This window comes from Methanobrevibacter gottschalkii DSM 11977 (assembly GCF_003814835.1).
Lineage (GTDB): Archaea > Methanobacteriota > Methanobacteria > Methanobacteriales > Methanobacteriaceae > Methanocatella > Methanocatella gottschalkii.
Map to the genome: position 1 here is coordinate 511,037 of NZ_RKRG01000002.1, position 22,252 is coordinate 533,288.

Below are 22,252 nucleotides of genomic sequence, written 5' to 3' on the forward strand. Positions count from 1 at the left end.
TTTCGTTTAAATGAAATGTTATAAAATTTATATTTATTTAATCTATTTTTGTTCAAAGTAATAATTTTGTTTTTATTAATGTCTTTTAATTGTATAATTTGGATAAATAAGTTTGTTTATTTATTCAAAATTTTTAAATTTTACTTTAAATAATAATGAAACATTTAGTTAATGTACTGTATTTTTGAATGCAATATTTAAATAGGAGTAATAGTATATATAATGTATAAAGATTATAGGAGTAACTTTAACTAACGGAATAGTTATCTTATGGGGAGATTCAATGTATAAAGATGAAATGATACAATTACACCAATTTTTAGTATATGTTTTAAAATATTTAGCAGAAGATGACCAAATTACAAATGATTGTAGTGAATATATATCCCTAAAAATAAGCCCTCATCATATTCATAAAACTAAAGCAGAACATAAACATGCTATTTTTGTCCTTTGTAAAATTATTGCGCAAGTTGTTGCAGATAAAGAGAATAATTCAATTCCAGACAATGTTCGCAACTCACTTGGAGATTTAGTAACTAGGTCTCAAGTTGAACTTAGTGCAAAATAATCTTCTTTTATTTTTATTTTTGTTTCTTATTCATTTGAAAGCAAAATCTTAATAATCCATATATACATATAAATATTGTAAATATATAAAAAAAATAACTATCGTTATATTATTGTTATATTAAAATTAAAGTTATTAGAGTTGATATTTTTGAAATCTTTTGAATTTTTATCAATAAAAAGGGAAAAAAAGCCTAGAACATCCGGTTTAACAATGGTTTTAGATAAGGGATTAGGTCTTGAAACTGCAAGCAGCTTAATGGATATTTCAGGTGAATACGTAGACTATTTAAAGTTTGGATGGGGAACATCCATTGTTCATGAACAGGACATCATTAAATCTAAAGTTGAAATGTATAAATCTCATAATATTACTCCCTATACTGGAGGAACACTTTTTGAACTTGCTTATACAAAAGATAAACTTGAAGAATTCTTTGATGAAGCACATAATTTAGGTTTTCCAGCTATTGAAGTATCAGATGGATCAACAGATATCCCTCATGAAAACAAATTGGAATGCATTGAAAAAGCAAAAGAATCAGGTTTTGAAGTGTTATCTGAAATTGGTAAAAAAAATCCAATTTTAGATAAGGAATTGTCTATTGACGAGAGAATTTCTAATATGGCTGATGAACTTAATGCAGGTTCCTCATTAATAATTGTAGAAGCTCGCGAGGGCGGAAAGAATATTGGAATATTTGATAGTAAAGGAAATGCTAAAGAAGATGAAATTGATACAATCCTAAACAGCATCAAAGGAGAAAAAATCCTTTGGGAAGCACCAAATAAAAATCAGCAAGTGTTTTTCATTTTAAAACTTGGAAATACTGTTAATTTAGGAAATATTTCTAGTGATGAAATCACATCTCTTGAAACACTAAGAAGAGGTTTAAGAGGAGATACCTTCGGAAAATTATAAAAAGGTGTATCAATTGAAGAATAATAGAACAATTGGTGAAATTAACGAAAAAATCACCAATGGCGAAGCGAATATTTACACTGCAGAAGAATTTAAAAAACTCATAAAAAATGATGAAACACCAAGTTTTAATGAAGTTGATGTCGTTACATGCGGAACATGTGGTGTAATGAGTGGGACAGCAGCTATTTTAAATTTTGTAGTATCTGAACCGGGTAAATTTATAAGAGCAAATGAAGTTTATTTAAACGGAGTTCCAGCATATGCAGGCCCGTGTCCAAATGAGTGGTTAGGTTCTGTTGATGTAATTATTCATGGAACTGCACATTCCATTCATAATGAAAATTATGGTGGAGGATTCTTATTTAAAGACATACTTGAAGGAAAAGAAATTGATGTAAGGGTTGAAAGTGCAGATGGCAAAACAATCAATAATACAATAACTAAAGAGGATATTATAAGAGCGCAAATTATTGGAACTCGTATGGCATTTAAAAATTACACTGCTTTTACAAACCCAAATAAAGAAGATATTTCATCAATATTTGCTGCAAAACCTCTTGGAGGAAACTTGAGTGGATTAACCTTCTCAGGATGCGGTGATTTGAATCCGCTTCAGAATGATGTTCCTCAAAACGTTATAAAAGAGGGAACTAAAATTCTTATAAATGGAACACAAGGTTATGTACTTGGTAATGGAACAAGATCAAGTGCTGAAAAACCAAATTTAATGTTGACTGCAGATTTGATGCAAATGGATTCATATTATATTGGCGGTTTTAAAACAGGCCAGGGCGGGGAAGTTTATGATACAGTAGCCATTCCAATACCAGTATTAAATGAAGAAATTTATAATAATTTACTAATAACTGATGATAAAATTAGCATTACTGTATCCGATATCAAAGGACGTCATCTGCCGCTAACTGAAACCAATTATGCTAAACTTTGGGGTGAATATAGTTTAAGACCACAATACGACAGGGCTAATTGTTATAAATGTGATTCATGCACTGTGGAAGAGGTCTGTCCAACAAATGCATTTGCAAATGAAAGATTGGATCTCACACATTGTTTTGGATGTGGAATGTGTGCTAATTATTGTCGCCATGATGCATTTGATATGAATATGGGAAGTGTAGATTTAACAATTGATAATGAAGATGTAAATATTCCAATTATCTGCAGACAATCTGATAGGTTAAGGGGAAATAAATTATCCTTAAAGTTAAAAAAATTGATTCAAAATCAGGAATTTAAATTATAGGTGTTTTAAAATGCAAAAAATTACGGATTCACCGATTGATTTTGCTGAAGAGATTATTGAAGATGTAAAAAACTCTAAAGAAGAAGGTGTTTTAAAATGTGTTCAATGTGGAATGTGTACTTCAACATGTCCTGCAGCATTACATTCTGATTATAATCCTCGTGATATTATTGAAAGAGTATTGGATGGTGATGTATCAATTATTGAAGATGATTGTATCTGGAATTGTTTTTATTGTTATACATGTCATAGTGTATGTCCTGTTGGAAATAGTGTATGTGAAGTAAATCAAATTTTAAAGCAGTTTGCAATTAAAAACGAAATTGGACATGATAAACTTTATGAATACATGGGTTTTGCAGATTCTTATTTTACTGCAGCTATTGGAGCAATTCCTGAAATATTTTTCAAAGATATTGATCGTGATGTGCCGGGATGGTGGGATTTTAGATTACATTTAGATGAAATTAGAAAAGAATTAGATTTAAATCCTCCTTTAATGCCGTCAAAAGAAGTTATTGATGAAGTAAGTAAAATTTTGACCATTACCGGTTTTAAAGATAAAATTGAAACAATAAGGTCAACACAGGAGGATAAAAATGAAAGTAATTCCAGATAGTGATATTCTTTTATTTAGAAGCTGTCTTGTTAGTGTTGAATATCCAGGTATTGAATCATCAACAAAGTTTGTTTTTGATAAATTGGGAATTGATTATGCAATTTCAGAAAATCAAACCTGTTGTACTGGGCTTGGTCATTATTCTGATGTGTTTGATCAGATTGATACAACAGCTATTGGAGCACGTAATTTTAAAATAGCAGGTAATTTAGGTCGTAAAAATTTAGTTATGATGTGTGCAACATGTTATGCAATTAATAAAAAATCAGTAAAATTACTCAACAAAAAAGATGATTTGAGAAATCATATTAACAAGCTATTTGATGATAATGACTTGTCTCACTTAAAATATGAAAAAGATGATTTAAATCCAACAGAAAATATTTTTCATGTTGTGGATATTTTGTATGGTAAAAAAGATGAAATTAAAGATAATATTAAATATGATTTAAGTGATTATGCAATAGCAACACACCATGGATGTCATTACTGTAAAGTACACTATGAGGATACTATTGGTGGTGTGAGGGATCCTAATATTCTTGATGAATTGATTGAAGCATGTGGTTGTAATACTATTGGTTGGTATGATTACAAACGTGCAACATGTGGGACTGGATTTAGGCAGAGGTATTCTAATCCTGATTTGTCATTTACAGCAACTGCTGACAAAATGAATTCAATAGATGATGAAAATGTTGATATTTTAGTTCATCTATGTCCGAATTGCCATATTCAATTTGATAGGTATCAACATTTAATCGGAGAACGTGAAGGCAGAAAATTCAGAGCAATACATCTAAATATAGCTCAGTTTATTGCATTGGCTATGGGAGGAGATTTTGATAAGGTAATAGGTGTTAAAGCTCACACAGTACCGATAGATTCAGTAATTAAAGAGTTAAAGGAGGTCAACAAATGAGGGATAATTTGAAAATTGGTGTGTTTTTATGTGAATGTGGGGGAAATATTGCAGATACTATTGATTTAGATGAAGTAAGGGATGCATTGGATGTAGAATTCATCGGACAGTTTGAAAATTTATGTTCACTTAATGGACGTAAAATAATTCGTGATGCAATTTTTGACCATGATCTTGATCGTGTTGTAGTTGCAGCATGTTCGCCGATAAGCCATGAAAAAACTTTTCAGGATTATATCAAACCATTAAATCCCTATTTGATGGATATGGCAAATATAAGAGAACAGTGTTCTTGGGTACATTCGGATAATGAAAAAGCAACTCACAAAGCTATTACTTTAATAAATGCTTCTATTGAGAAAGTTAAACAATCTGATGCAGTAGATCCGATTTATTGCCAAACTCCTGATGAAGTTGCTGTTATCGGTGGTGGAATAGCTGGAATGAATGCAACGTTATCTCTTGCCAAGCAGGGAACAAAAGTTACCTTAATTGAACAATCCCCTTCGATTGGAGGGCATATGGCTAAAATTGGTAAGGTATTTTCACCTGTTAAAATTGCAGAAGAATGTGGTATGTGTCTTTTAAATCCGATTTTAAATGAACTTGTTTGGAATGAAAATATTGAAGTTTTGACAAATACTAAGGTTATTGAAGCTGAAAGACGTGCTGGAACTTATAATCTAATACTGGAGAGATCTCCAAGATATGTTGATACTGAAAAATGTATTGCTTGTGGTAATTGTGCGGAAGTGTGTGAAGTTGAAGTTCCAAATGATTGGAATGATAATTTATCTTTAAGAAAAGCAATTTACAGGCCTTTTGGACAATCCTATCCTGAAGCTTATGTAATTGACATGGAAAACTGTTCTAAATGTGGAGATTGTTTTAGAGAGTGCACTATGAAAGCTATTAGACTTAAAGGAAAACCTGAAAGGATTCCGCTTCAAGTAGGTTCTGTTATTGTAGCAACAGGCCATAAGTTATTTGACATGGAAAAAAGACCGGAATATGGATACACCCGTTATGATGATGTAATAACACAATCTGAATTAGGTCGTATTACTGGTGTTAACGGACCAACCAAAGGTAAACTCTTAAAATCTAATGGTGAAGTTCCAAAACGTGTTGTTATGATTCAATGTGTTGGTTCAAGAGATGAAAAACCAGAAGGACATAGATATTGTTCTAAAATCTGCTGTACAATAGCACTAAAAAATGCCAATATCATTAAGCATAAATATCCGGATACTGATGTTTTAATTTGTTATACTGATGTTAGAACTCCTGGAATGTTTGAAAAATATTATAAGCACACTCAGGAAAATGAAGTTAGGTTTATTAGAGGACGTCCTGGTGAAGTAGTTAAAAAAGGAGATAACTTCATTGTAAGAACAGAAGATACAATTAAAGGTGAATTTGTAGAAATTGAAGCTGATATGGTAGTTTTATCAACTGCAATGGAACCATCTGAGGGCACAATAGAAATTGCTGAAATTTTAAATGTTGGTACTACTGAGGATGGATTTATTAAAGAATCACACCCTAAAATCAAACCGGTAGCGACTGATGTTCAAGGAATATTTGTATGTGGAACCGCACAAGATCCGAAAGATATCACTGATTCAATTATGCAGGCAACTGCAGCAGCATCAAAAGTAAATGAATACAATTATGGTGGAGTGGAAATTGAACCGTTCATTGCAGAAATTGACACTGAAAAATGTATAGTCTGTGGTGACTGTATAGAGAGATGTAAATATAAGTCTATGAGCATACAAAATGATGAGATTTATATCGATCCGATGAGTTGCACTGGTTGCGGAAAGTGCCTTGTTGGATGTAATCAAAGAGCAATTACAGTTAATGGTAACATTGATGAGAAAATCATGTCCACAATAAAAGGAGTATTGTCTAAAAAACAAGAGGGTCAACGTACAATATTGGTATTTTTAGATAACATTGGTTATACTGCTGCTGATAATATTGGTGTAAATAGATTGTCTTACCCTGAATCTATCCATATTATTAAAGTGATTTCAGTAAATCGTGTAAGGCCAAGACATATTCAATATGCTCTTGAAAATGGTGCTGATGGTGTATTTATTGGCGAATTCCCTGGAGATTTAATGTATGATGAAGTGGAACGTAAAATCCAAAGGGTAAAAGATAGAATTTATGAAATGGGTGAAAATCCGGAAAGAGTAACATTTTCGAAGGTATATATTCCATACTTCTCAGGATTAGCTCGCAAATTCGTTGATTTCGATAAAAAAATTGAAGAATTAGATGAAGCTGAATTATGATGAGGATAACCCTCATTATTTTTTTTAGATTTTAATTTTTAAGTTAAACAATATCCATGAATCTATTTTTAATTTCTACTGGACTTAAATCAATAATTGGAGCTTTTGAGTTTCCGGGTTCTGTGTGATATACAATAAAACTTGCATCATCACTTTTTATAAATTCCTTTAGATTAATATCTTCAAAATCATAACTATTTTTAAATCCAACTCCTCTTGCAACATCCACTAAATCAAGTTTTTGAGCATAAGTATCTTGATTACCAGTTGATCCGTATGCACCATTATCTATTACAATCCAAGTTAAGTTTTTCGGATTATTTGCAAATATGGTTACAAGTGATCCCATATTCATTAAAAGTGCTCCATCCCCATCAATTACAACAATGTTCCTGTTAGGCTGTGCTAATGCAAGACCAAGTCCAATTGAAGATGCAAGTCCCATTGATCCAATCATATAAAAGTTTTCTTTCCTATCTTTGATATCATATAATTCTCTTGATGGAAATCCAATATTGCAAACGACTAATTCATCGTCAATACAGTTAATTATGTTTTCAATAGCTTCTCTTCTTGCCATATTATCACCAATACTTAATTTCAAGTAATACACTTACAGGTTTTCCTTCTTCAACTGATAATTCCCAAGCTTCTTTTACATCTTCATATGCTCCTTCAGGAGTTCCTGGCTTGAAGAATTTATAATTCATTGCTTCCAATATTAATGGTGTTGACTCACCCATTGGGACCTGTCCACAAATATTTTCTCCTTCAGTACCTCTATGGCTCATTACCATAAGTAAAGGAAATTCATATAGTTCTGTTAGGGATTTTAATGCATTAATTGAATTTCCAAGCCCTGAATTCTGCATTAAAATTGCTGCTTTTTTACCTCCGAGATATGCTCCGGCACATATTCCTATTCCTTCTTCTTCACGAGTAACTGGAATATGAATAATATCCGGATCTTTATCAATCATATTTAATAATTTTGATAAGTTAACACATGGAACACTAACAATAAAGTTAATTCCTGCATCTTTAAGTCCATCAAATATAGCTTCACTACTATCCATTGTATCACTTTGTTACTTTACTTTATGACATATTTGTTAGATTTATTATAAAAAACTATTCAATTATGAATTTTTTAAGTTTAATTAGATTATATTTTTATAAATTCTTAAAATAGAATAGTAATCTTTTTATTTAATTTAAAACTAATAATGAATCATGTTTGATAGACTACCAATTTCTTCTAAAACAGAGAAGATTTTAACTAAATCTTTAGATGAACAAATAACTGTTGGGGAAGCAAATTACTTAATGAATATTAAAGGTGCTGATTTATACCCATTACTTGCAACTGCTGACTATTTAAGGCAAAAAATCGTTGGAGATAATGTAACATTCATTAATAATTGTAATATTAACTTTACAAACATTTGTACAGTTAGATGTGGATTTTGTGCATTTGGAAAAGATGCAGATAATCCTGATGCGTATATTCTGGATGATGAAGCAATCCTTAAAAAAGCTCAAAGCGCTATTAAAAAAGGCGCCCATGAATTCTGTGTAATGGGAGGGGTACTTCCTGATGCTGATATTGAATATTATGAACATTTAATGCACTTATTAAAAGACGAATATCCGAATGTAATGATTCATGGATTTTCACCAACTATGATTGCTGATGCATGTAAAGTATCCGGAATCAGTATTGCTGAAGGTTGTGAAAGATTAAAGGATGCTGGTCTTGATACATTACCAGGAACTGCCGCTGAAATTTTAACAGATCGTTCAAGAGCATTGATATGTCCTGAAAAAGTAAGTGTTGATGAGTGGATAAATATTATTAAAACAGCCCATGAAGTTGGAATTCCAGGTTCTGCAACTATTATGTATGGGCATGTTGAAACTTTAGAAGAAAGAGTGGAACATATTGATATTATTAGAAGGATACAAGAAGAAACCCATGGATTTACGGAATTTATTCCAATGACTTTCATGCATGAATATTCTCCAATCTTTTTAGAAGGTCAGTCAAACCTTGGAGCTAGTGGAACACAGGATTTAAAGTTATATGCTGTTTCAAGATTAATGCTTAGGGATTTAATTCCGAATATTCAAGTATCTTGGGTGAAAATGGGTTATAGATTTGCTCAAGTAGCTTTAACTGCAGGAACTAATGATTTAGGTGGTACTTTAGGTGGAGATGAATTATCTGAAGCTTCTGGCGCACCAGATGGAGTTGAAGCATCTATTGATACATTAAGTAGGATGGTTAAAGATTTAGGTAGAAATCCAATTGAAAGAAACTCTAAATATAGCGAGTTTTATCCAATTGAATAATTATTTTGGTGTTTTTAATGAAGAAGTTTATTGTCATTGACGGATTAGATGGATCTGGTAAAGATACGCAAGTGAAATTAATAGCCGAAATGTATGAAAAACAAGGACGTAATGTTGTTATTAGGTCACATCCATGTTTTGACAATAGGTATGGTAGAAAATCAAAAGAAGCACTATTAAAAACAGGTAAAATTAATCATTTGCTTGCAACTGTTTATTTTGGGCTTGATGCAATCAGATCTGTTGTTAAATACACACATGATGATAATGTTGATGTATTAATATTCTCCAGATACATTTTAGCAGTGATGTATCTTCCAAACGGAATAAATACTATTGTTTATAAAATTGTGGCATTTATTCTTCCAACATCAGATTGTATGTTCTTTTTAGATGTAAGTCCAGAAGAATCTCTTAGAAGAATTGGTTCTCGAAATGAAAACACTGAAATGTTTGAGAATATTGAATGTCTGAGAAAAAACCGTCTAAAATCACAAAAATTTACATATAACTGGAATGTAATTCCAGGCGATGATTCGGCTGAGGTAATTTCTGAAAAAATAAAAATGAAATGCATTGAAACAGACAAGTTACTTAATTAACTTTTTATAATACTTCCTTTATTCCTTCATTTGTTATAATCATTAATGAATTAAGATTTTCTAGAACAAGTGAAACAATTGGATGAGTTTGAATATCTTTATGCATGAATACTATCTCATTTTCAATTATGTCAATCCAGTTAACGTGATATACAACAACACCATTCACAATTAATCCTAAAAATTCAGGAACATATCTGTCAGGATTTATTTCTTCAAAATACTGATTATTTCTTAATATATCTCTTAAAACCTTATCCATATTATACACCTTTTCTTTCATAAACAAATTTAGGGACTGCCTTGTCTAGAGGATCAAAATTTTCTCTGTTTTTAACTTCCATACATTTCATACTTACTTTTGAGTGAAGTGATGATGGGAGTCTTAAAATTCTTTTTAAATCAATTGAAACTTTTGCATCAATAGTTGATAGATTAACACGAGCCATAGCAGCAACAAGATTTTTATATCTTCTAGGGCCAATATCTCTTTTAAAATAACCCCAATTATCATTATCTAAGTGATGTCTTGATGACAGGATATCTTTCATCAATTTTGGATTAATGCCATCAATTTTCTCATTTCCAACTAAATGCTGAATATTAAATTTCACTTTATCAGTGAATATTTTAGAGTATCCAACAGGGATTGTAAAATGCTCAAAGTTAAAACTTTTATTTGAAATTTCAGGATTAATAAATTGAGATTTCGGAACTTCTGCTCCTGCAGCATATTTTAAAACTTCAGATCTGAGTTCGCTATTAGCACTCATCATTTCTTCATCTAAAATTCTAATATGATATCCTCTTCCTGAATAAATTAAATGAATATTTTTTAATCCTAAATCTGACTGTAATGTGTCAATTAATGAGTTAACAATTTCTAAAGCTTCACCAAGACAAACCTCACAAACTCCATTGCATTGGCAAGTCCTAATTGGAATGTCTTTTGCATCTACATCAAAAATATATTCTGCTTTCAACCAGTCCTCCCTTCTTCTAGGATTATTATAAAATGCTACTGAAATATATGCTGCAAATGGGGATTTGAATTTTAAAAATTTTCCTAAAGATTCGGGTCCTCTAAATACTTTGTATCTATCATTAGGTCCTCTCCCATTATGGTCAAAACCGAATTCCCTTTTTTTTAAATCAGTAGCAATGAATTCTGGCAAGTCTTTTACTGACCATTCTTCACGATAATATTGTCTTCTTTCTTTAAGTGTAGCTTTAGAAAACATGTTTATAAATTACTCTTTTAAAGTATTTATTTATTAGGTAAGTGTGCATTTGCAAAGTAATTATTTTGCACACTTTTATTAATCAAGATAATTAAAAATAATTTTATGGAAGAAGTAGTTAAAGTAATTGGGATTGAACATTTAAAAGTTATATTATCTAGCCTTACACCTGAAGATATTGTAAAACCCGCTTATGAAAATTGGCAAACAGGTATGAAAACAGGTTATACTAGACTAAACTTAGAAACTGGTGAGATTTATGGGATAGGGGTTGAATTAAATAATCTTCCACTTCCAAATAATATTTTCATTGATTTGTTTAAAATAGATTCATATGATGATCCAATTGATGAAGAGGAATTTTTCTCTTCTTCGGAATATAATGAATTCTTAGAGTTTAGCAGCAGTGAACCTAGTGAATATATTCCGGATATTATCACAGAGTTTTGTGAGCTAAAAGGTATTGATGAGATGAAACGTAAAATAGGCCTTTTAGCATATAATTTTGAAAAAAATGAAAGATCTAATTATAATATGTGGGAATCATCCATTTTAAATAAGTATTATGATGCAATTTATGAAGACCATAATCCATTCATGTTTTCACAAAACAGTTTGTAGTTATTCTTTCTGTGCATTATCAAGCTGGAATTTTTTACGTCCATAACATGACAAAGGGTTATTAATACCTTTACAGGACTTGTCTGGATGACATAGATTAGGCAGATGTATTTTTATTTTCTCGCAACTCATTGGAGTGTACCATTTAGTTTCCCCTTCATGATTAATGTCTAGTCTATCATGCATTCCAAAACCTAATTTTGATATAATATTTATTTTTTCTTGTGGTTGATCTTCGAATAATGGTGGTGTACAGTTATCTGCTGCATCAAAAATTAAAGGTAAAATCTCATTTTCTGTAATTGTTAAATCAGGATCCATATCTGAAACTTTAACATTTTCCTCTGATGCAAAAATTCTTGGATACAATCTAGCATAGGATGCAAATGATGTTAATAATAATACAATAGCATCATTACGACCACCTGAAGATACTCCATTAACTGTTTCTTGAATACAAGGTGGAAAAGCATCTGGATTTAATTTTCCAGCTTGAACACTACCATAGATTCCTCCATTGCCTGCATAATATTGATTATATTTTCCAGTTTCATCGGGAATGAATTCTTTTAACTCCTCTCCAATTTTAATAATTGCAGGATGAATTTCAATTCTAGAAGACATCTCTTTAATTCTTTTAATGTATTCTTCGGTTTTTTGCATGACTAATCTTGATAATATTTGTTCTTTAACACTATCTCCAATCAATATGCTATACATTCTATCCGGACTTCTGTCATGGAATCTATCGGCAAATCTATTTAAAAAATCGTCTTGCTGAAGAACAATATCTCCACGATCTATTAATAAATCAGTTAATTTTAGCCTTTTGCTTGCAACAATATCTTTAAGTGATTTCCATTTAATGCTGCCATCAATTTTAACTTCATCAAGTACATCATCAATAATTTCAGCTCTTGACATTGGTGGTATTTTAGCGAGACGTTCTAGGATGAGTGTTCCTTGTGATTGGACAAATAATCTTGTTTCACGTGAACCTGTGTTAAACTGAACAGCAATTGCCTGACATAATATATGGAAAGTTACTACATCTTGTAAGTATAACTCATCATTTGTTAAAAATTCGAATTCCGCTTGAGTGAAGTTTTTGTTATTCTTTTTTTCTATTGCCCATTGGATACGCTTAAGAGCCAGATCATGGTATGATTTTGGAATATAATCATCTGAAAGTTTCTGATTTGCAGTATGAGTACAAATTTCAATTAAGGAATCATCCTCTTTAAAAATCTGATTTAAATCACCATAATTTCGAATGATTCCTCTTCCTTCGTTTGATAATGGGTTAATATAAGAAACTTCAGTCATGCTTTTAATTTTTTATTTTATATTTTAAATAGCTAACTCATTTTTAAAATCAATATTGCTATTGGGAAATTAATTAAACATAGGGAAAATTTTAATGAAATCAGATATTATGTTGATGGTTTTTGGAAAGGTATGATTAATCGGATTTTATCTGGTAAAATCATTCATGATGAATCAAATAAAGTATTTATGATATCTGCAGGTTTCAGCATTAAATTTAGAGTATAATGCAGATTCTTTAATATAATAACTTTTGTAATTGAATTTGAATTTTATATAGTTTATCAATAGGATTGATTTTGTTGAGTATTACAAATTTGATTAGTAATACTTTCTTTCTTTGTTTGAATAGGATATTAATCATTGAAATTTTTTATTATCGGCCTCAAATATTGTATTAAACTAAATAATACTAATTATATATAACAATTATTATATTAAACAGAATAATAATTTCATTGATATTTTTGTTAACATTTTATAAATACAAATTATTATTATTATTACTTTTACTTATCTTTTTCTTAAACAAATAATAACTTAAATATATATTATTATTACTATATTATATAATTCATTGCATGTTTAATGAGCATGTTATAAAAATTAAGGAGGTTTTTAGAATACCAAAAGTTTTGATTAGTGGAAGGGGAGGTTGTGGAAAAAGCACTATCGTTTCACTTCTTGCTCGAAAACTAAAGAATAATGGAAATAGAATTTTAGTTGTCGATTGTGATGAGTCTAATTTTGGCTTAAATAAAATTTTAGGTATAGAAAAACCAAAAAAAACATTAATGAATAATCTTGGAGGTAAATTAGCTGTCAGGGATAAATTGCTTGAAATTGTTCAGAAAGATGAAAATCATCTTAATATTTTTGATGTAATGTCATTAGATGATTTATCTAACGATTATGTTACTTGGGATGATAATTTAGGATTTCTTGAGATTGGTAAAATTGAACATTCAATGGAAGGTTGTGCATGTCCAATGGGGGCTTTATCACGAGATTTTTTAAATCATCTCACAATCAATGAAAATGAATGGATTTTAGTTGATACTGAAGCCGGAATTGAACATTTTGGAAGGGGTGTTTTGGAAGGAGCAGATTTTATAATTGCTATTGTTGATCCTTCTGAAGATGCAATATTGCTGGCAAATAAAGCATATAAATTATCTTTCGAAAATAATAAAAATTTCGGTGTTATTCTAAACAAAATTGATGATAATCTAGAAGAAATATTAAAAAGTAAATTAGATTCCAATATTGCTATTTTAGGAATCATTAATTATTCTTCAGATATAGCTATGTTAAATCTTCAAGGAAATTCAGTAGAATCTGTTTCTATCGGTGTATTGGATGACATTATAACATGCATTAATTAAAAGTGTATCTTTGTATGTGGGTGAATTTATGAAATTAAAAAATTTTAAAAGAGAAAACATGATTCCTCTTCCTGTGACTTTAATATCTACAGCAAATAAAGAAGGAATTAGAAATATTGCTCCTTATTCATGTGTAGTGACTATATTGAGACCAACAAATCTTGTTTGCATAGCTTCTGCAATGATGAGGGATACATATGTAAATATTGAAGAAACCGGTGAATTTGTTATTAACATGATATCTGCAGATATGGTGGATGCAGTTATACCAACTTCATCTCATGTGTCTTTTGAGGTGGATGAGTATGAACTGGCAGGTTTGGAAGCTACTGAATCAAAAAAAGTAAGTGCACCAGGTATTAAAGGAGCTTATTCGCAAATGGAGTGTAAACTAACAAAAATTTATAAAGACAAAGATCCAATTGGAATTCCATATTTGCTAATAATAGGGGAAGTAGTTCATCTTGAAGTTGATGACGATTGCTTGGATGAGGAATATGGTGTTTTGGATTTAAATAAAGTGAAACCGTTAATGATGCTGGAATCTGATAAAGGAATGCATTTCTGTACAATTGAAGATCTTAATAAATTCGAAACTTTTGGAGCGATGTTTTCAGATGGAAAAGATCCTTTGGAATGGATGTATGAAGGAGATTAAATGAAAATTGAAAGTATAACTGATTTTGAAAATTTAGATAGTCCTCGTGTTCAAAGAATACCCGGATTTTATGGTGAAAAACTTATAGATGGTGTTGTTATTAGAAAACTTCCAATGTTTAGTGATGAAAGAGGATTTTTATGTGAATTTATCAGATTAAATGATGAAGAACTAAAAGCTAGCAATATAAAACAAATGATTGCTTCATATTCTTATCCAGGCATGATAAAAGGATGGCACCTTCATTCTAAACAAGAAGACCATTTATTTTGTGTAAAAGGAATGGTTAAAGTTGTTCTTTACGACTTTAGGAAAGATTCTCAAACTTATGGTATGATAAATGAAATTTTCATGGGAGATAAATCTCCTATAATTGTATATATTCCACCGGGGATATTTCATGGAACAAAAAATATTGGAATTGATATGTCGATAGTTATTGGTATGCCTTCTTTGTTTTATGATATTGATGATGTAGATGAAAGAAGAGTTAATCCAATCGATAATGATATTATCCCCTATGAGTGGGATTGTAAAATGGAATAATTTAAAAAGAAGGAATCTAAATGAATAAAAAACTGTTGATTATAAGTGTTTTAGTAATATTTATATTCATTAATGCGGTATCAGCTGAAAATTCGACAGATATTAATTTAGAACTCAATCATAACAATGATGAATGCATTAAGGAAATATCTGATGAAAGTTCAACAGATATTGATTTAAAAATCAATTACGAATATGGGGATGAAATCAATCCGGAAATTTCCATATCTCATTGCAATAATAATATGAACTATACAAAAAATATAATTCATTCAAACAATTACAGAATTACCATGAATAAATTGAATGACGGAGCAGAATGTTCTGTTTCAGTTTCAGCTCTAGGGTACATAACTCAGATTCAAAATATAACCATAAATTCCCAATCAAACAAAACTACTATTTTTAATCTAAAAGCTACGGATATTTACAAAATGGGATATGATATGACAAAATCTGCAGATAGATTACTTAATTTTTCATCTGCTGATGATGTTCTGGTTATTACCACTGCTGGAATGACAAGGATTAATGATATTACTACAGAAAATGCATTGGATGGAATTTATAATGCTGCTGATGGCCATATAACTTATGGAAAAGGTAATCTTTTAACATTACATGCCATAAGAACAGATCCAACTAATTTTGCATTTTTTATTAAAAAAGGAAACAGGTTGACAATGGCATTCTATCAAAATGCTTCTACAACTCCAGTATATACTGGAATTGGAGGTGTTGGATTAACTACAAATCAATGGAAAAAATTAAAAGGATTAATAGGTGCTGATGATGCTTATACTTATGTAAGTATTGCTAATGCATGGAATGCTGGGTTATATTCAGATATTCTGACTTTAGCTTCGTATCATGGACATGTATGTACTGGTTTAATTAGTGGTCAGGCTATGGTTACTACTTTAATTAAATATTATCCGCCACGTGGTGAAACTGGCGCCCAGCCTCTTGAAAATACTGCTTATTATGTGTTGGGAGTTCCGGGTGGTTCTGATGACGATGCATTTACATGGACACTTGATATTACTCAGGGCAAAATGTCATACATTGGGTTTGACACTATGGAAAATAAAAATATGAATGGTTTCATTAGATGGAATTCCTCATCAAATACTGGACTTTTAATTATAATGTCTTATGATGAAGCAAAAATAAAAAATACATTTAAAAGTTTATATCCAAATATTAATCCAGACAATAGTGTTACTGAAGATTTAATATATCAAAATTGGTTGATTTCAACTTTGATGAGTAATCCTGAATCATTAGTCACAATTGAAGCAGCTTATAAAGATCTTACATTGGAACAAAAAAATCAGTTAATAGGAAATCAATTATGGAGTGCGTCGAATATTACTGCTCGGGGATTGGATTTGGATTACATTAACAGTTTAAATTTGCCAGATGCTGAAATGGAAACTGGAATCTTTAATAATGTACATTTATCTGATTCACAGTTAAAACAAATTGGTGTTGATGCTTCTTTAAAAGCTGTAGATTACTTTAAAAATATCAATGTTACTATAGAAAAAGACATGTCTAACTTTTATGTTTTGACTGGTGCGGGATTTGTACGTATTAATGATACTGCAACATCTATGGTATTTGATGGTATTGAAGATATTTTTGGTGCTAGATTAAGTAGAGGTAATCTATTACCAGTTCATACTGCATTGTGGAAAGATTTGATAATTGAATTTTATTGGTTGAATACTTCTGATATTTATAATTCAGTTACTTATAGTCTAAAATATAATTCAACAACTGGTCAATTATATGAATGTTCACAGCAATATAATATTCAGGATCGTAGTTTAAGGTATGACCCTCCTTATGATGCTTTAATGGGCTGGTTATTCCATAATCATGTTTGTACTGGTAGTTCTCCCGGCGTATTGTTGGCGGATAAAATATTTGATGATTTGCCTTTAGGTGAAAATGAAAGTTATGTTTTGGTTTCAACTTATACTTATTGTAAGGATGATATGTTATCCAGATTGCTTGGCGTGTCTCCGGGTATGGGTAATTATTATAACCTGGCTTATTCCAATAGTGATGTAAATGCAGGAGCATTATGGACTGCTGATTCTGATATAATTATCAGATGGAATTCAGAGACTAATACCGGAACTGCTACAATTATTAAGTTTGGTTATCCGATCTTTAAAGATGGTGCTGATGAATATGCGGAATGGATGAGATTTGTAAAAGGCGATTATTCTTCTGAAAATATTGTCTCTTTACCAACTTTAAGTTTTGAAGTTACTAAACCAATTACCAGAGATGATTATAATAAGATTATTTCCGGCAAATCCGATGATGAAGGAATTAATGTATTAAGTTATATTAGAGCTCTGCCAGATAAAATTCCTGCTGTTCTAATTGATAACAATGGAATTTCTAATGGAAATGATGGTAATTCCATTAATAAATATCCAAAAAAATCTAATAACAATAGTGCAAACACCAATAGTATTTTTTCATCTTCAAATAATTATAATTCCCCGAGCAAGGGATTAAATCCTAATGTTGGGGTTTCTTCCTATTCTCTTTCAGGCGATAGTGATGTTGAAGATAAAGGTGAAGCAAGTAGTAATGGAAAATCCTATGAAGTATCCAAGACTCCTGCAACTAAATCCATTGATTCTAATAGTTTAATTTACGCATTAGTTGGTGTTTTGGCTATTGGTATTTTAATCGGTTTAGGTTTTATGAAACGTAGAAAATAATTAATTTAATAAATATTAATAACTCTTAGAGTTATTATTCTTTTTTTATTTTTTTTAAGATTGGGAAATAGTGATCTAATTAAACCACTATGCATTTATTTAAGTAATTTTATTGTATTTTTTGTTATTGATTTAACATATGCTTATCCAGGACATGGCGAGTATATGGGAAGTCAAATCCAATAATCATGATTCAGCCGTTTTATTATTTTCATTTTACATAATAGCATGTTTGTTTAACTGAAAATTAAAATAATAGTTATGGGTGTCCGCCAAAAATCTAAAATTAATTTTTGAAACTGATTAAAAATACTTCAATTCAAAAACAAAGAAAAATTTACATCGAAAAAATTACTTTTGGCGAACAGTCTTATATTAAACAATAATTCTAATTTTAAGATAACTCGGCCAATAATCAATTTAATAGCTTAATATATATTTTTTCTTAAAAAATTACTATTTCTTTAATTTATAGTTTCTATTAAAAAGATTAAATATTATAAAAATATCCTAAAAAAAGCTAATTTTATTATACATGAATAACATAATTATTTAATGTTTAAACTTAAATATGGGGATTAGAAAATGTCAAAAATATTTATTTCATGTGCACTTCCTTATGCAAATGGGCCATGTCATTTAGGTCACATCCGTTCGACATATCTGCCTGCAGATATCTATGCAAGATATAATCGTATGGCTGGAAATGATGTGCTGATGGTTTGCGCTACTGATGAACATGGAACACCTATTGCTGTTAAAGCAGATAAGGAAAATAAAAAACCAATTGAAATTTCTAAAAGATATCATGATATGATTGTTCGTGATGTTGAATCAATGAACATATCTTTGGATAATTTTTCAAGAACTACTGATGAAAAACATTATGAAATTGCTCAAAATTTCTTTAAAGAATTATATGAAAAAGGATTAATTTACAGACAGGATTTAGAGCAGCTGTACTGTCCAAATTGTAAAAAATTCCTCCCGGACAGATATGTTGAAGGGTTATGCCCTGTTTGTGGAGCAGAAGCTCGTGGAGATCATTGTGAAAAATGCGGTAGGGCTCTAGATCCAACAGAACTTGATGAACCGCATTGCATTACCTGTGGAACTACTCCTGTTATTAAAGATACTTATCAATATGCATTCAAATTGTCCGAATTTGAAGATGAACTTAAAGAATATATTGATAATAATGAAAACCTTCCTTCTAATGTTAAGAACTATGCATCAAACTGGTTAAAAGAAGGATTGAAAGATTGGATTTTAACAAGAGATATGGATTGGGGTATTCCAGTACCGTTGGATGAAGCAAAAGGCAAAGTGTTATATGTATGGATTGAAGCATTCTTGGGTTATATTTCTTCTGCATCACAATGGTCAGCTCAGTCTGGCAAAAAATGGGAAGAATACTGGAATGACTTTGTAGTTCATTTCATTGGAAAAGATATTATTTATCATCATTCAATTTTCTGGCCAGGATTATTGAAGGCTGCAGGATGTAAATTACCTGATATGATTTATGCAGGCGAATTTTTATCTCTTGAAGGAGAAAAAATGTCTACAAGTAAAAATTGGGTTATTTGGATTGATGATTTTGTAAAAGAATATGATCCTGATATTCTTAGGTACTTTTTAACAATTAATGCTCCATTAAATAAAGATTCAGACTTTTCATGGGATGACTTCCAAAAAAGAAACAATGATGAACTTGCTGATGTGATTGGAAACTTCTTACATAGAACATTCACATTCACACGTAAATTCTTTGATAATAAAATTCCGGAATATGCAAATCCATCTCGGGAAGATGAGGAATTCAGAAAATCTATTGAAAGCTTACCGAAAGTTGCTGGTGAATTTATAGCTAACTTTGAATTTAGGGAAGGTTTACTTGAAATATTTAAAGTAGCTAAGAAAGGAAATAAATATTTCAATGATCAGGAACCCTGGAAAGCTGTAAAAGAAGACATGCAAAAAGCAGCTAACTGTTTATACTTATCTAACCAGTTAGCTAAAACATTAGCTTACACCTTAAAACCTTATCTGCCAACTAAAGCTGATGCAATAGCTAAAATATTAAATATTGATGAGTTATCTAACTGGGCAGATGCAGCAGTATTCCTCCCGTCAGGATATGAAATCAATAAAGCAAAACCTCTATTTAAAAAGATTGAAGATGAAGAAATAGAAGCTCAAAAAGAAAAATTACAAAAAAACTTAAAAAACAATGAGGATGAGAATATGAGTGACTTAATTACTATTGATCAATTTGATGAAGTTATAATTAAAATTGGACAGATCAAAGAAGCAGAAAAAATTGAAAAATCTGACAAATTATTAAAATTACAAGTTGAAATCGGTGAAGACAAACCCAGACAAATTGTTGCAGGTCTTGCAAAATTCTATTCTCCAGAAGAATTAATCAGCAGAAAAGTATGTGTTGTTGCAAACTTACAGTCTGCAAAATTATTCGGAACATTATCTGAAGGTATGATTCTTGCTACTGGAGAATCTGGTGCATTATTAACTCCAGATGTAAAAGCGGAAGTTGGGGAAAGAATTCAATAAATAGATTAAAATGCCTGAATCTGTCCTAGTAAACAAAGCCGAAAACTACTTAAAAGCAATAGCAAATGATGCTATTAGTCTTGATAATATCGAAGATTTCGAGTATTTCAAAGACCTGTACTTTAAACTAGATGACAGATTAAACTTTTTACAAGAATTAAAAGAGGATATGGATGCACAAGGTTACACTACACCTTTTACATCCCTAAATAAATATGGATCAAAAGCAGTAGCTGATATTGATGTTGAAGAAATGGGTGAAAACAGCCGACACAACAAAATATTTAGAATGAAAGCCAATGCTAAGAAAAACATTCTGGATAGAGTTAAATCAGCTATTGATTCACATAAAATTGCAATTGGTAACTTGGAACAATTTGGATATGTGAAATGTGATTCATGCTATAAAAAATATTCTATGAGCGAATATAAGCAAATAGAAGGTAAATGCAGTTGTGGATGCACTATTTTTTCATTTAAAATCCGAAAAGATGCAACCCATAGAATAGAAATAATTCCCTACTTGCCATTGTCTGGCAATTATATGGTTTTGCGAAACCAGCTTAATACATTTGGTCGTGAATCTCTTAAACAAGTTTTAAACATACTTAAACAGGAACGTAGAGGTGTTGTTAAAACAATAGCTCTCGTTATACGTTTTAGAGATAAAAACAATCGTTTAGTTAGAAAAAACATCACTTTAGATTCTGAATATATTAATAACTATGAAGAAGAAGTGAGAAGAATATATGGTAAACGTGTAAGAATTGAAGCATTAAGATTTCATAGAACAAAACCTGCCATTATCGATGATAAACATGCCAGAACTGCCCTGGCTATTGGTTATGTCAGATATAGCGAGCAAATAATCGATGATATTAAGGATGAAATATTAAAAAGAAAACTATCTGATTTTAAAAGAATTAATACTTATGATGAAATCTTTGCTGAATATGAAAATAAAACTCCCAACTTCATTGACAAATATGATTTGGAAGCAATTGATAAATGGAGAAAATCTCAGATTAAAGAGAATTTCAAACATTTGGGTTTTTATGATAAATATGGGAATATAAATAGGTCTCTTAGCCGTGATTTAAAGAAAAGGGAAAATATTTATAAAAACATTCTTAGAAACATAGCATCTGCATTGATTATTTGGGATATCTTCAGGTATTATATTACAACATCAAATAATTCACGTAAAATTGACATCAGCCCATTTCCCTATATCAGAGTGGAACTTGACCGTGAACAAAGAAAAGTATTCCAAACAACCCACAAAAAAGTAATCGAAACTTTAAATACCTATACGAATATTAAAATTATTCCTGTTTGTGAAATGGATTTGTTGTTGCATGATAAATTTAAATTTGAAAAGCAAATCAAAAATTCCAATATTAAATTCAATCATGTTGCATTGGGGGCTGCTTTAATTCATGAGAATTCAGACATTGAACTTGAAGACATTAGTAATGCGTTAAATATTAATGAATCTAAAATTAAAAAAGAAATTAAAAATATTGAAAATATTAAAAATCCAAAAAGTGACAAGTCAAAGAAATTCTTAGATTTAATTAAAAAATAGTGATTA

At 30.4% G+C, this 22,252-nt stretch carries 20 protein-coding genes; 15 read left to right on the top strand and 5 right to left on the bottom strand.

Annotated elements, in window-relative coordinates; translation table 11 throughout:
- Positions 1 to 283 precede the first annotated feature (283 nt).
- The 6 genes from EDC42_RS06400 (at position 284) to hdrA (ending at position 6,606) form a co-directional block, all read left to right on the top strand.
- Positions 284 to 571, top strand: coding sequence for a UPF0058 family protein (locus EDC42_RS06400; RefSeq protein ID WP_069574332.1), 288 nt, complete (start codon positions 284 to 286; stop codon positions 569 to 571).
- 150 nt (positions 572 to 721) lie between these two features.
- Complete coding sequence (gene comA / locus EDC42_RS06405) at positions 722 to 1,492, top strand: phosphosulfolactate synthase (RefSeq protein WP_069574330.1); 771 nt, start codon at positions 722 to 724, stop codon at positions 1,490 to 1,492.
- A gap of 13 nt (positions 1,493 to 1,505) precedes the next feature.
- A complete protein-coding gene (locus EDC42_RS06410) occupies positions 1,506 to 2,759 on the top strand; it encodes a methanogenesis marker 16 metalloprotein (protein ID WP_069574328.1) in 1,254 nt (417 codons plus the stop codon).
- 10 nt (positions 2,760 to 2,769) lie between these two features.
- Positions 2,770 to 3,378 carry a ferredoxin:CoB-CoM heterodisulfide reductase subunit HdrC gene (gene hdrC / locus EDC42_RS06415; RefSeq protein WP_069574326.1) on the top strand — a complete coding sequence of 203 codons (609 nt, stop codon included), beginning with the start codon at positions 2,770 to 2,772 and terminating at the stop codon, positions 3,376 to 3,378.
- Positions 3,359 to 4,300 (top strand): ferredoxin:CoB-CoM heterodisulfide reductase subunit HdrB, encoded by a 942-nt coding sequence (hdrB, locus tag EDC42_RS06420; RefSeq protein WP_069574324.1) that lies wholly within the window; start codon positions 3,359 to 3,361, stop codon positions 4,298 to 4,300. Before hdrC ends, hdrB begins: the two co-directional genes overlap by 20 nt.
- On the top strand, positions 4,297 to 6,606 hold the full coding sequence (gene hdrA / locus EDC42_RS06425) for a ferredoxin:CoB-CoM heterodisulfide reductase subunit HdrA (RefSeq protein ID WP_069574322.1): 2,310 nt from the start codon (positions 4,297 to 4,299) through the stop codon (positions 6,604 to 6,606). Before hdrB ends, hdrA begins: the two co-directional genes overlap by 4 nt.
- A 43-nt stretch (positions 6,607 to 6,649) precedes the next feature.
- Here hdrA and comE read toward each other — a convergent pair whose 3' ends face one another.
- Both comE and comD read right to left on the bottom strand, forming a co-directional pair.
- Entirely contained in the window at positions 6,650 to 7,186 is a 537-nt protein-coding gene (gene comE / locus EDC42_RS06430; protein ID WP_069574408.1) for a sulfopyruvate decarboxylase subunit beta, read from the bottom strand.
- Positions 7,187 to 7,190: 4 nt separating this feature from the next.
- A complete protein-coding gene (gene comD / locus EDC42_RS06435) occupies positions 7,191 to 7,682 on the bottom strand; it encodes a sulfopyruvate decarboxylase subunit alpha (RefSeq protein WP_069574320.1) in 492 nt (163 codons plus the stop codon).
- A 157-nt stretch (positions 7,683 to 7,839) separates the two neighbouring features.
- Here comD and cofH point away from each other — a divergent pair, with 157 nt between their 5' ends.
- Together cofH and EDC42_RS06445 are read left to right on the top strand one after the other, a co-directional pair.
- Positions 7,840 to 8,958 (top strand): 5-amino-6-(D-ribitylamino)uracil--L-tyrosine 4-hydroxyphenyl transferase CofH, encoded by a 1,119-nt coding sequence (cofH, locus tag EDC42_RS06440; RefSeq protein ID WP_069574318.1) that lies wholly within the window; start codon positions 7,840 to 7,842, stop codon positions 8,956 to 8,958.
- A gap of 17 nt (positions 8,959 to 8,975) precedes the next feature.
- Positions 8,976 to 9,560: a nucleoside/nucleotide kinase family protein gene (locus EDC42_RS06445; protein WP_069574316.1), complete on the top strand. Its 585-nt coding sequence runs from the start codon at positions 8,976 to 8,978 to the stop codon at positions 9,558 to 9,560.
- Positions 9,561 to 9,564: 4 nt separating this feature from the next.
- On the opposite strand, the gene EDC42_RS06450 is transcribed toward EDC42_RS06445, so the two are convergent.
- A complete protein-coding gene (locus EDC42_RS06450; RefSeq protein WP_069574311.1) occupies positions 9,565 to 9,822 on the bottom strand; it encodes a hypothetical protein in 258 nt (85 codons plus the stop codon).
- 1 nt (position 9,823) lies between these two features.
- Positions 9,824 to 10,801: a DNA primase catalytic subunit PriS gene (priS, locus tag EDC42_RS06455; protein ID WP_069574308.1), complete on the bottom strand. Its 978-nt coding sequence runs from the start codon at positions 10,799 to 10,801 to the stop codon at positions 9,824 to 9,826.
- Between the two features lie 105 nt (positions 10,802 to 10,906).
- Between priS and EDC42_RS06460 the strand changes: the two genes are divergently transcribed.
- Positions 10,907 to 11,422 carry a hypothetical protein gene (locus tag EDC42_RS06460; RefSeq protein WP_069574305.1) on the top strand — a complete coding sequence of 172 codons (516 nt, stop codon included), beginning with the start codon at positions 10,907 to 10,909 and terminating at the stop codon, positions 11,420 to 11,422.
- On the opposite strand, the gene priL is transcribed toward EDC42_RS06460, so the two are convergent.
- Positions 11,423 to 12,748 (bottom strand): DNA primase large subunit PriL, encoded by a 1,326-nt coding sequence (gene priL, locus EDC42_RS06465; protein WP_069574304.1) that lies wholly within the window; start codon positions 12,746 to 12,748, stop codon positions 11,423 to 11,425. It lies immediately after the preceding gene.
- Between the two features lie 635 nt (positions 12,749 to 13,383).
- On the opposite strand from priL, the gene EDC42_RS06470 reads away from it, so the two are divergent.
- From EDC42_RS06470 to EDC42_RS06495, 6 genes are all read left to right on the top strand, one after another.
- The gene (locus EDC42_RS06470) at positions 13,384 to 14,133 is read left to right on the top strand and encodes an ATP-binding protein (protein ID WP_245988575.1); all 750 of its coding nucleotides are present in this window, start codon (positions 13,384 to 13,386) and stop codon (positions 14,131 to 14,133) included.
- 28 nt (positions 14,134 to 14,161) lie between these two features.
- Positions 14,162 to 14,791: a flavin reductase family protein gene (locus tag EDC42_RS06475; protein ID WP_069574303.1), complete on the top strand. Its 630-nt coding sequence runs from the start codon at positions 14,162 to 14,164 to the stop codon at positions 14,789 to 14,791.
- Positions 14,792 to 15,337, top strand: coding sequence for a dTDP-4-dehydrorhamnose 3,5-epimerase family protein (locus EDC42_RS06480; protein WP_069574301.1), 546 nt, complete (start codon positions 14,792 to 14,794; stop codon positions 15,335 to 15,337). It begins immediately after the preceding gene.
- 20 nt (positions 15,338 to 15,357) lie between these two features.
- A complete protein-coding gene (locus EDC42_RS06485; protein WP_069574299.1) occupies positions 15,358 to 18,084 on the top strand; it encodes an FmdE family protein in 2,727 nt (908 codons plus the stop codon).
- 585 nt (positions 18,085 to 18,669) lie between these two features.
- Complete coding sequence (gene metG, locus EDC42_RS06490) at positions 18,670 to 20,658, top strand: methionine--tRNA ligase (protein ID WP_069575398.1); 1,989 nt, start codon at positions 18,670 to 18,672, stop codon at positions 20,656 to 20,658.
- Positions 20,659 to 20,668: 10 nt separating this feature from the next.
- Positions 20,669 to 22,246, top strand: coding sequence for a DUF530 domain-containing protein (locus EDC42_RS06495; protein WP_069575397.1), 1,578 nt, complete (start codon positions 20,669 to 20,671; stop codon positions 22,244 to 22,246).
- The last annotated feature ends 6 nt before the right edge of the window (positions 22,247 to 22,252 follow it).

Bases quoted from the DNA above. Each gene is read 5' to 3' on its own strand.
- EDC42_RS06475 (WP_069574303.1), top strand. From the start codon at position 14,162: ATGAAATTAAAAAATTTTAAAAGAGAAAACATGATTCCTCTTCCTGTG.
- comE (WP_069574408.1), bottom strand. From the start codon at position 7,186: ATGGCAAGAAGAGAAGCTATTGAAAACATAATTAACTGTATTGACGAT.
- hdrB (WP_069574324.1), top strand. From the start codon at position 3,359: ATGAAAGTAATTCCAGATAGTGATATTCTTTTATTTAGAAGCTGTCTT.
- EDC42_RS06495 (WP_069575397.1), top strand. From the start codon at position 20,669: ATGCCTGAATCTGTCCTAGTAAACAAAGCCGAAAACTACTTAAAAGCA.
- metG (WP_069575398.1), top strand. From the start codon at position 18,670: ATGTCAAAAATATTTATTTCATGTGCACTTCCTTATGCAAATGGGCCA.
- cofH (WP_069574318.1), top strand. From the start codon at position 7,840: ATGTTTGATAGACTACCAATTTCTTCTAAAACAGAGAAGATTTTAACT.
- EDC42_RS06400 (WP_069574332.1), top strand. From the start codon at position 284: ATGTATAAAGATGAAATGATACAATTACACCAATTTTTAGTATATGTT.
- EDC42_RS06460 (WP_069574305.1), top strand. From the start codon at position 10,907: ATGGAAGAAGTAGTTAAAGTAATTGGGATTGAACATTTAAAAGTTATA.
- comD (WP_069574320.1), bottom strand. From the start codon at position 7,682: ATGGATAGTAGTGAAGCTATATTTGATGGACTTAAAGATGCAGGAATT.
- priL (WP_069574304.1), bottom strand. From the start codon at position 12,748: ATGACTGAAGTTTCTTATATTAACCCATTATCAAACGAAGGAAGAGGA.
- priS (WP_069574308.1), bottom strand. From the start codon at position 10,801: ATGTTTTCTAAAGCTACACTTAAAGAAAGAAGACAATATTATCGTGAA.
- EDC42_RS06480 (WP_069574301.1), top strand. From the start codon at position 14,792: ATGAAAATTGAAAGTATAACTGATTTTGAAAATTTAGATAGTCCTCGT.
- EDC42_RS06485 (WP_069574299.1), top strand. From the start codon at position 15,358: ATGAATAAAAAACTGTTGATTATAAGTGTTTTAGTAATATTTATATTC.
- EDC42_RS06450 (WP_069574311.1), bottom strand. From the start codon at position 9,822: ATGGATAAGGTTTTAAGAGATATATTAAGAAATAATCAGTATTTTGAA.
- EDC42_RS06445 (WP_069574316.1), top strand. From the start codon at position 8,976: ATGAAGAAGTTTATTGTCATTGACGGATTAGATGGATCTGGTAAAGAT.
- hdrA (WP_069574322.1), top strand. From the start codon at position 4,297: ATGAGGGATAATTTGAAAATTGGTGTGTTTTTATGTGAATGTGGGGGA.
- hdrC (WP_069574326.1), top strand. From the start codon at position 2,770: ATGCAAAAAATTACGGATTCACCGATTGATTTTGCTGAAGAGATTATT.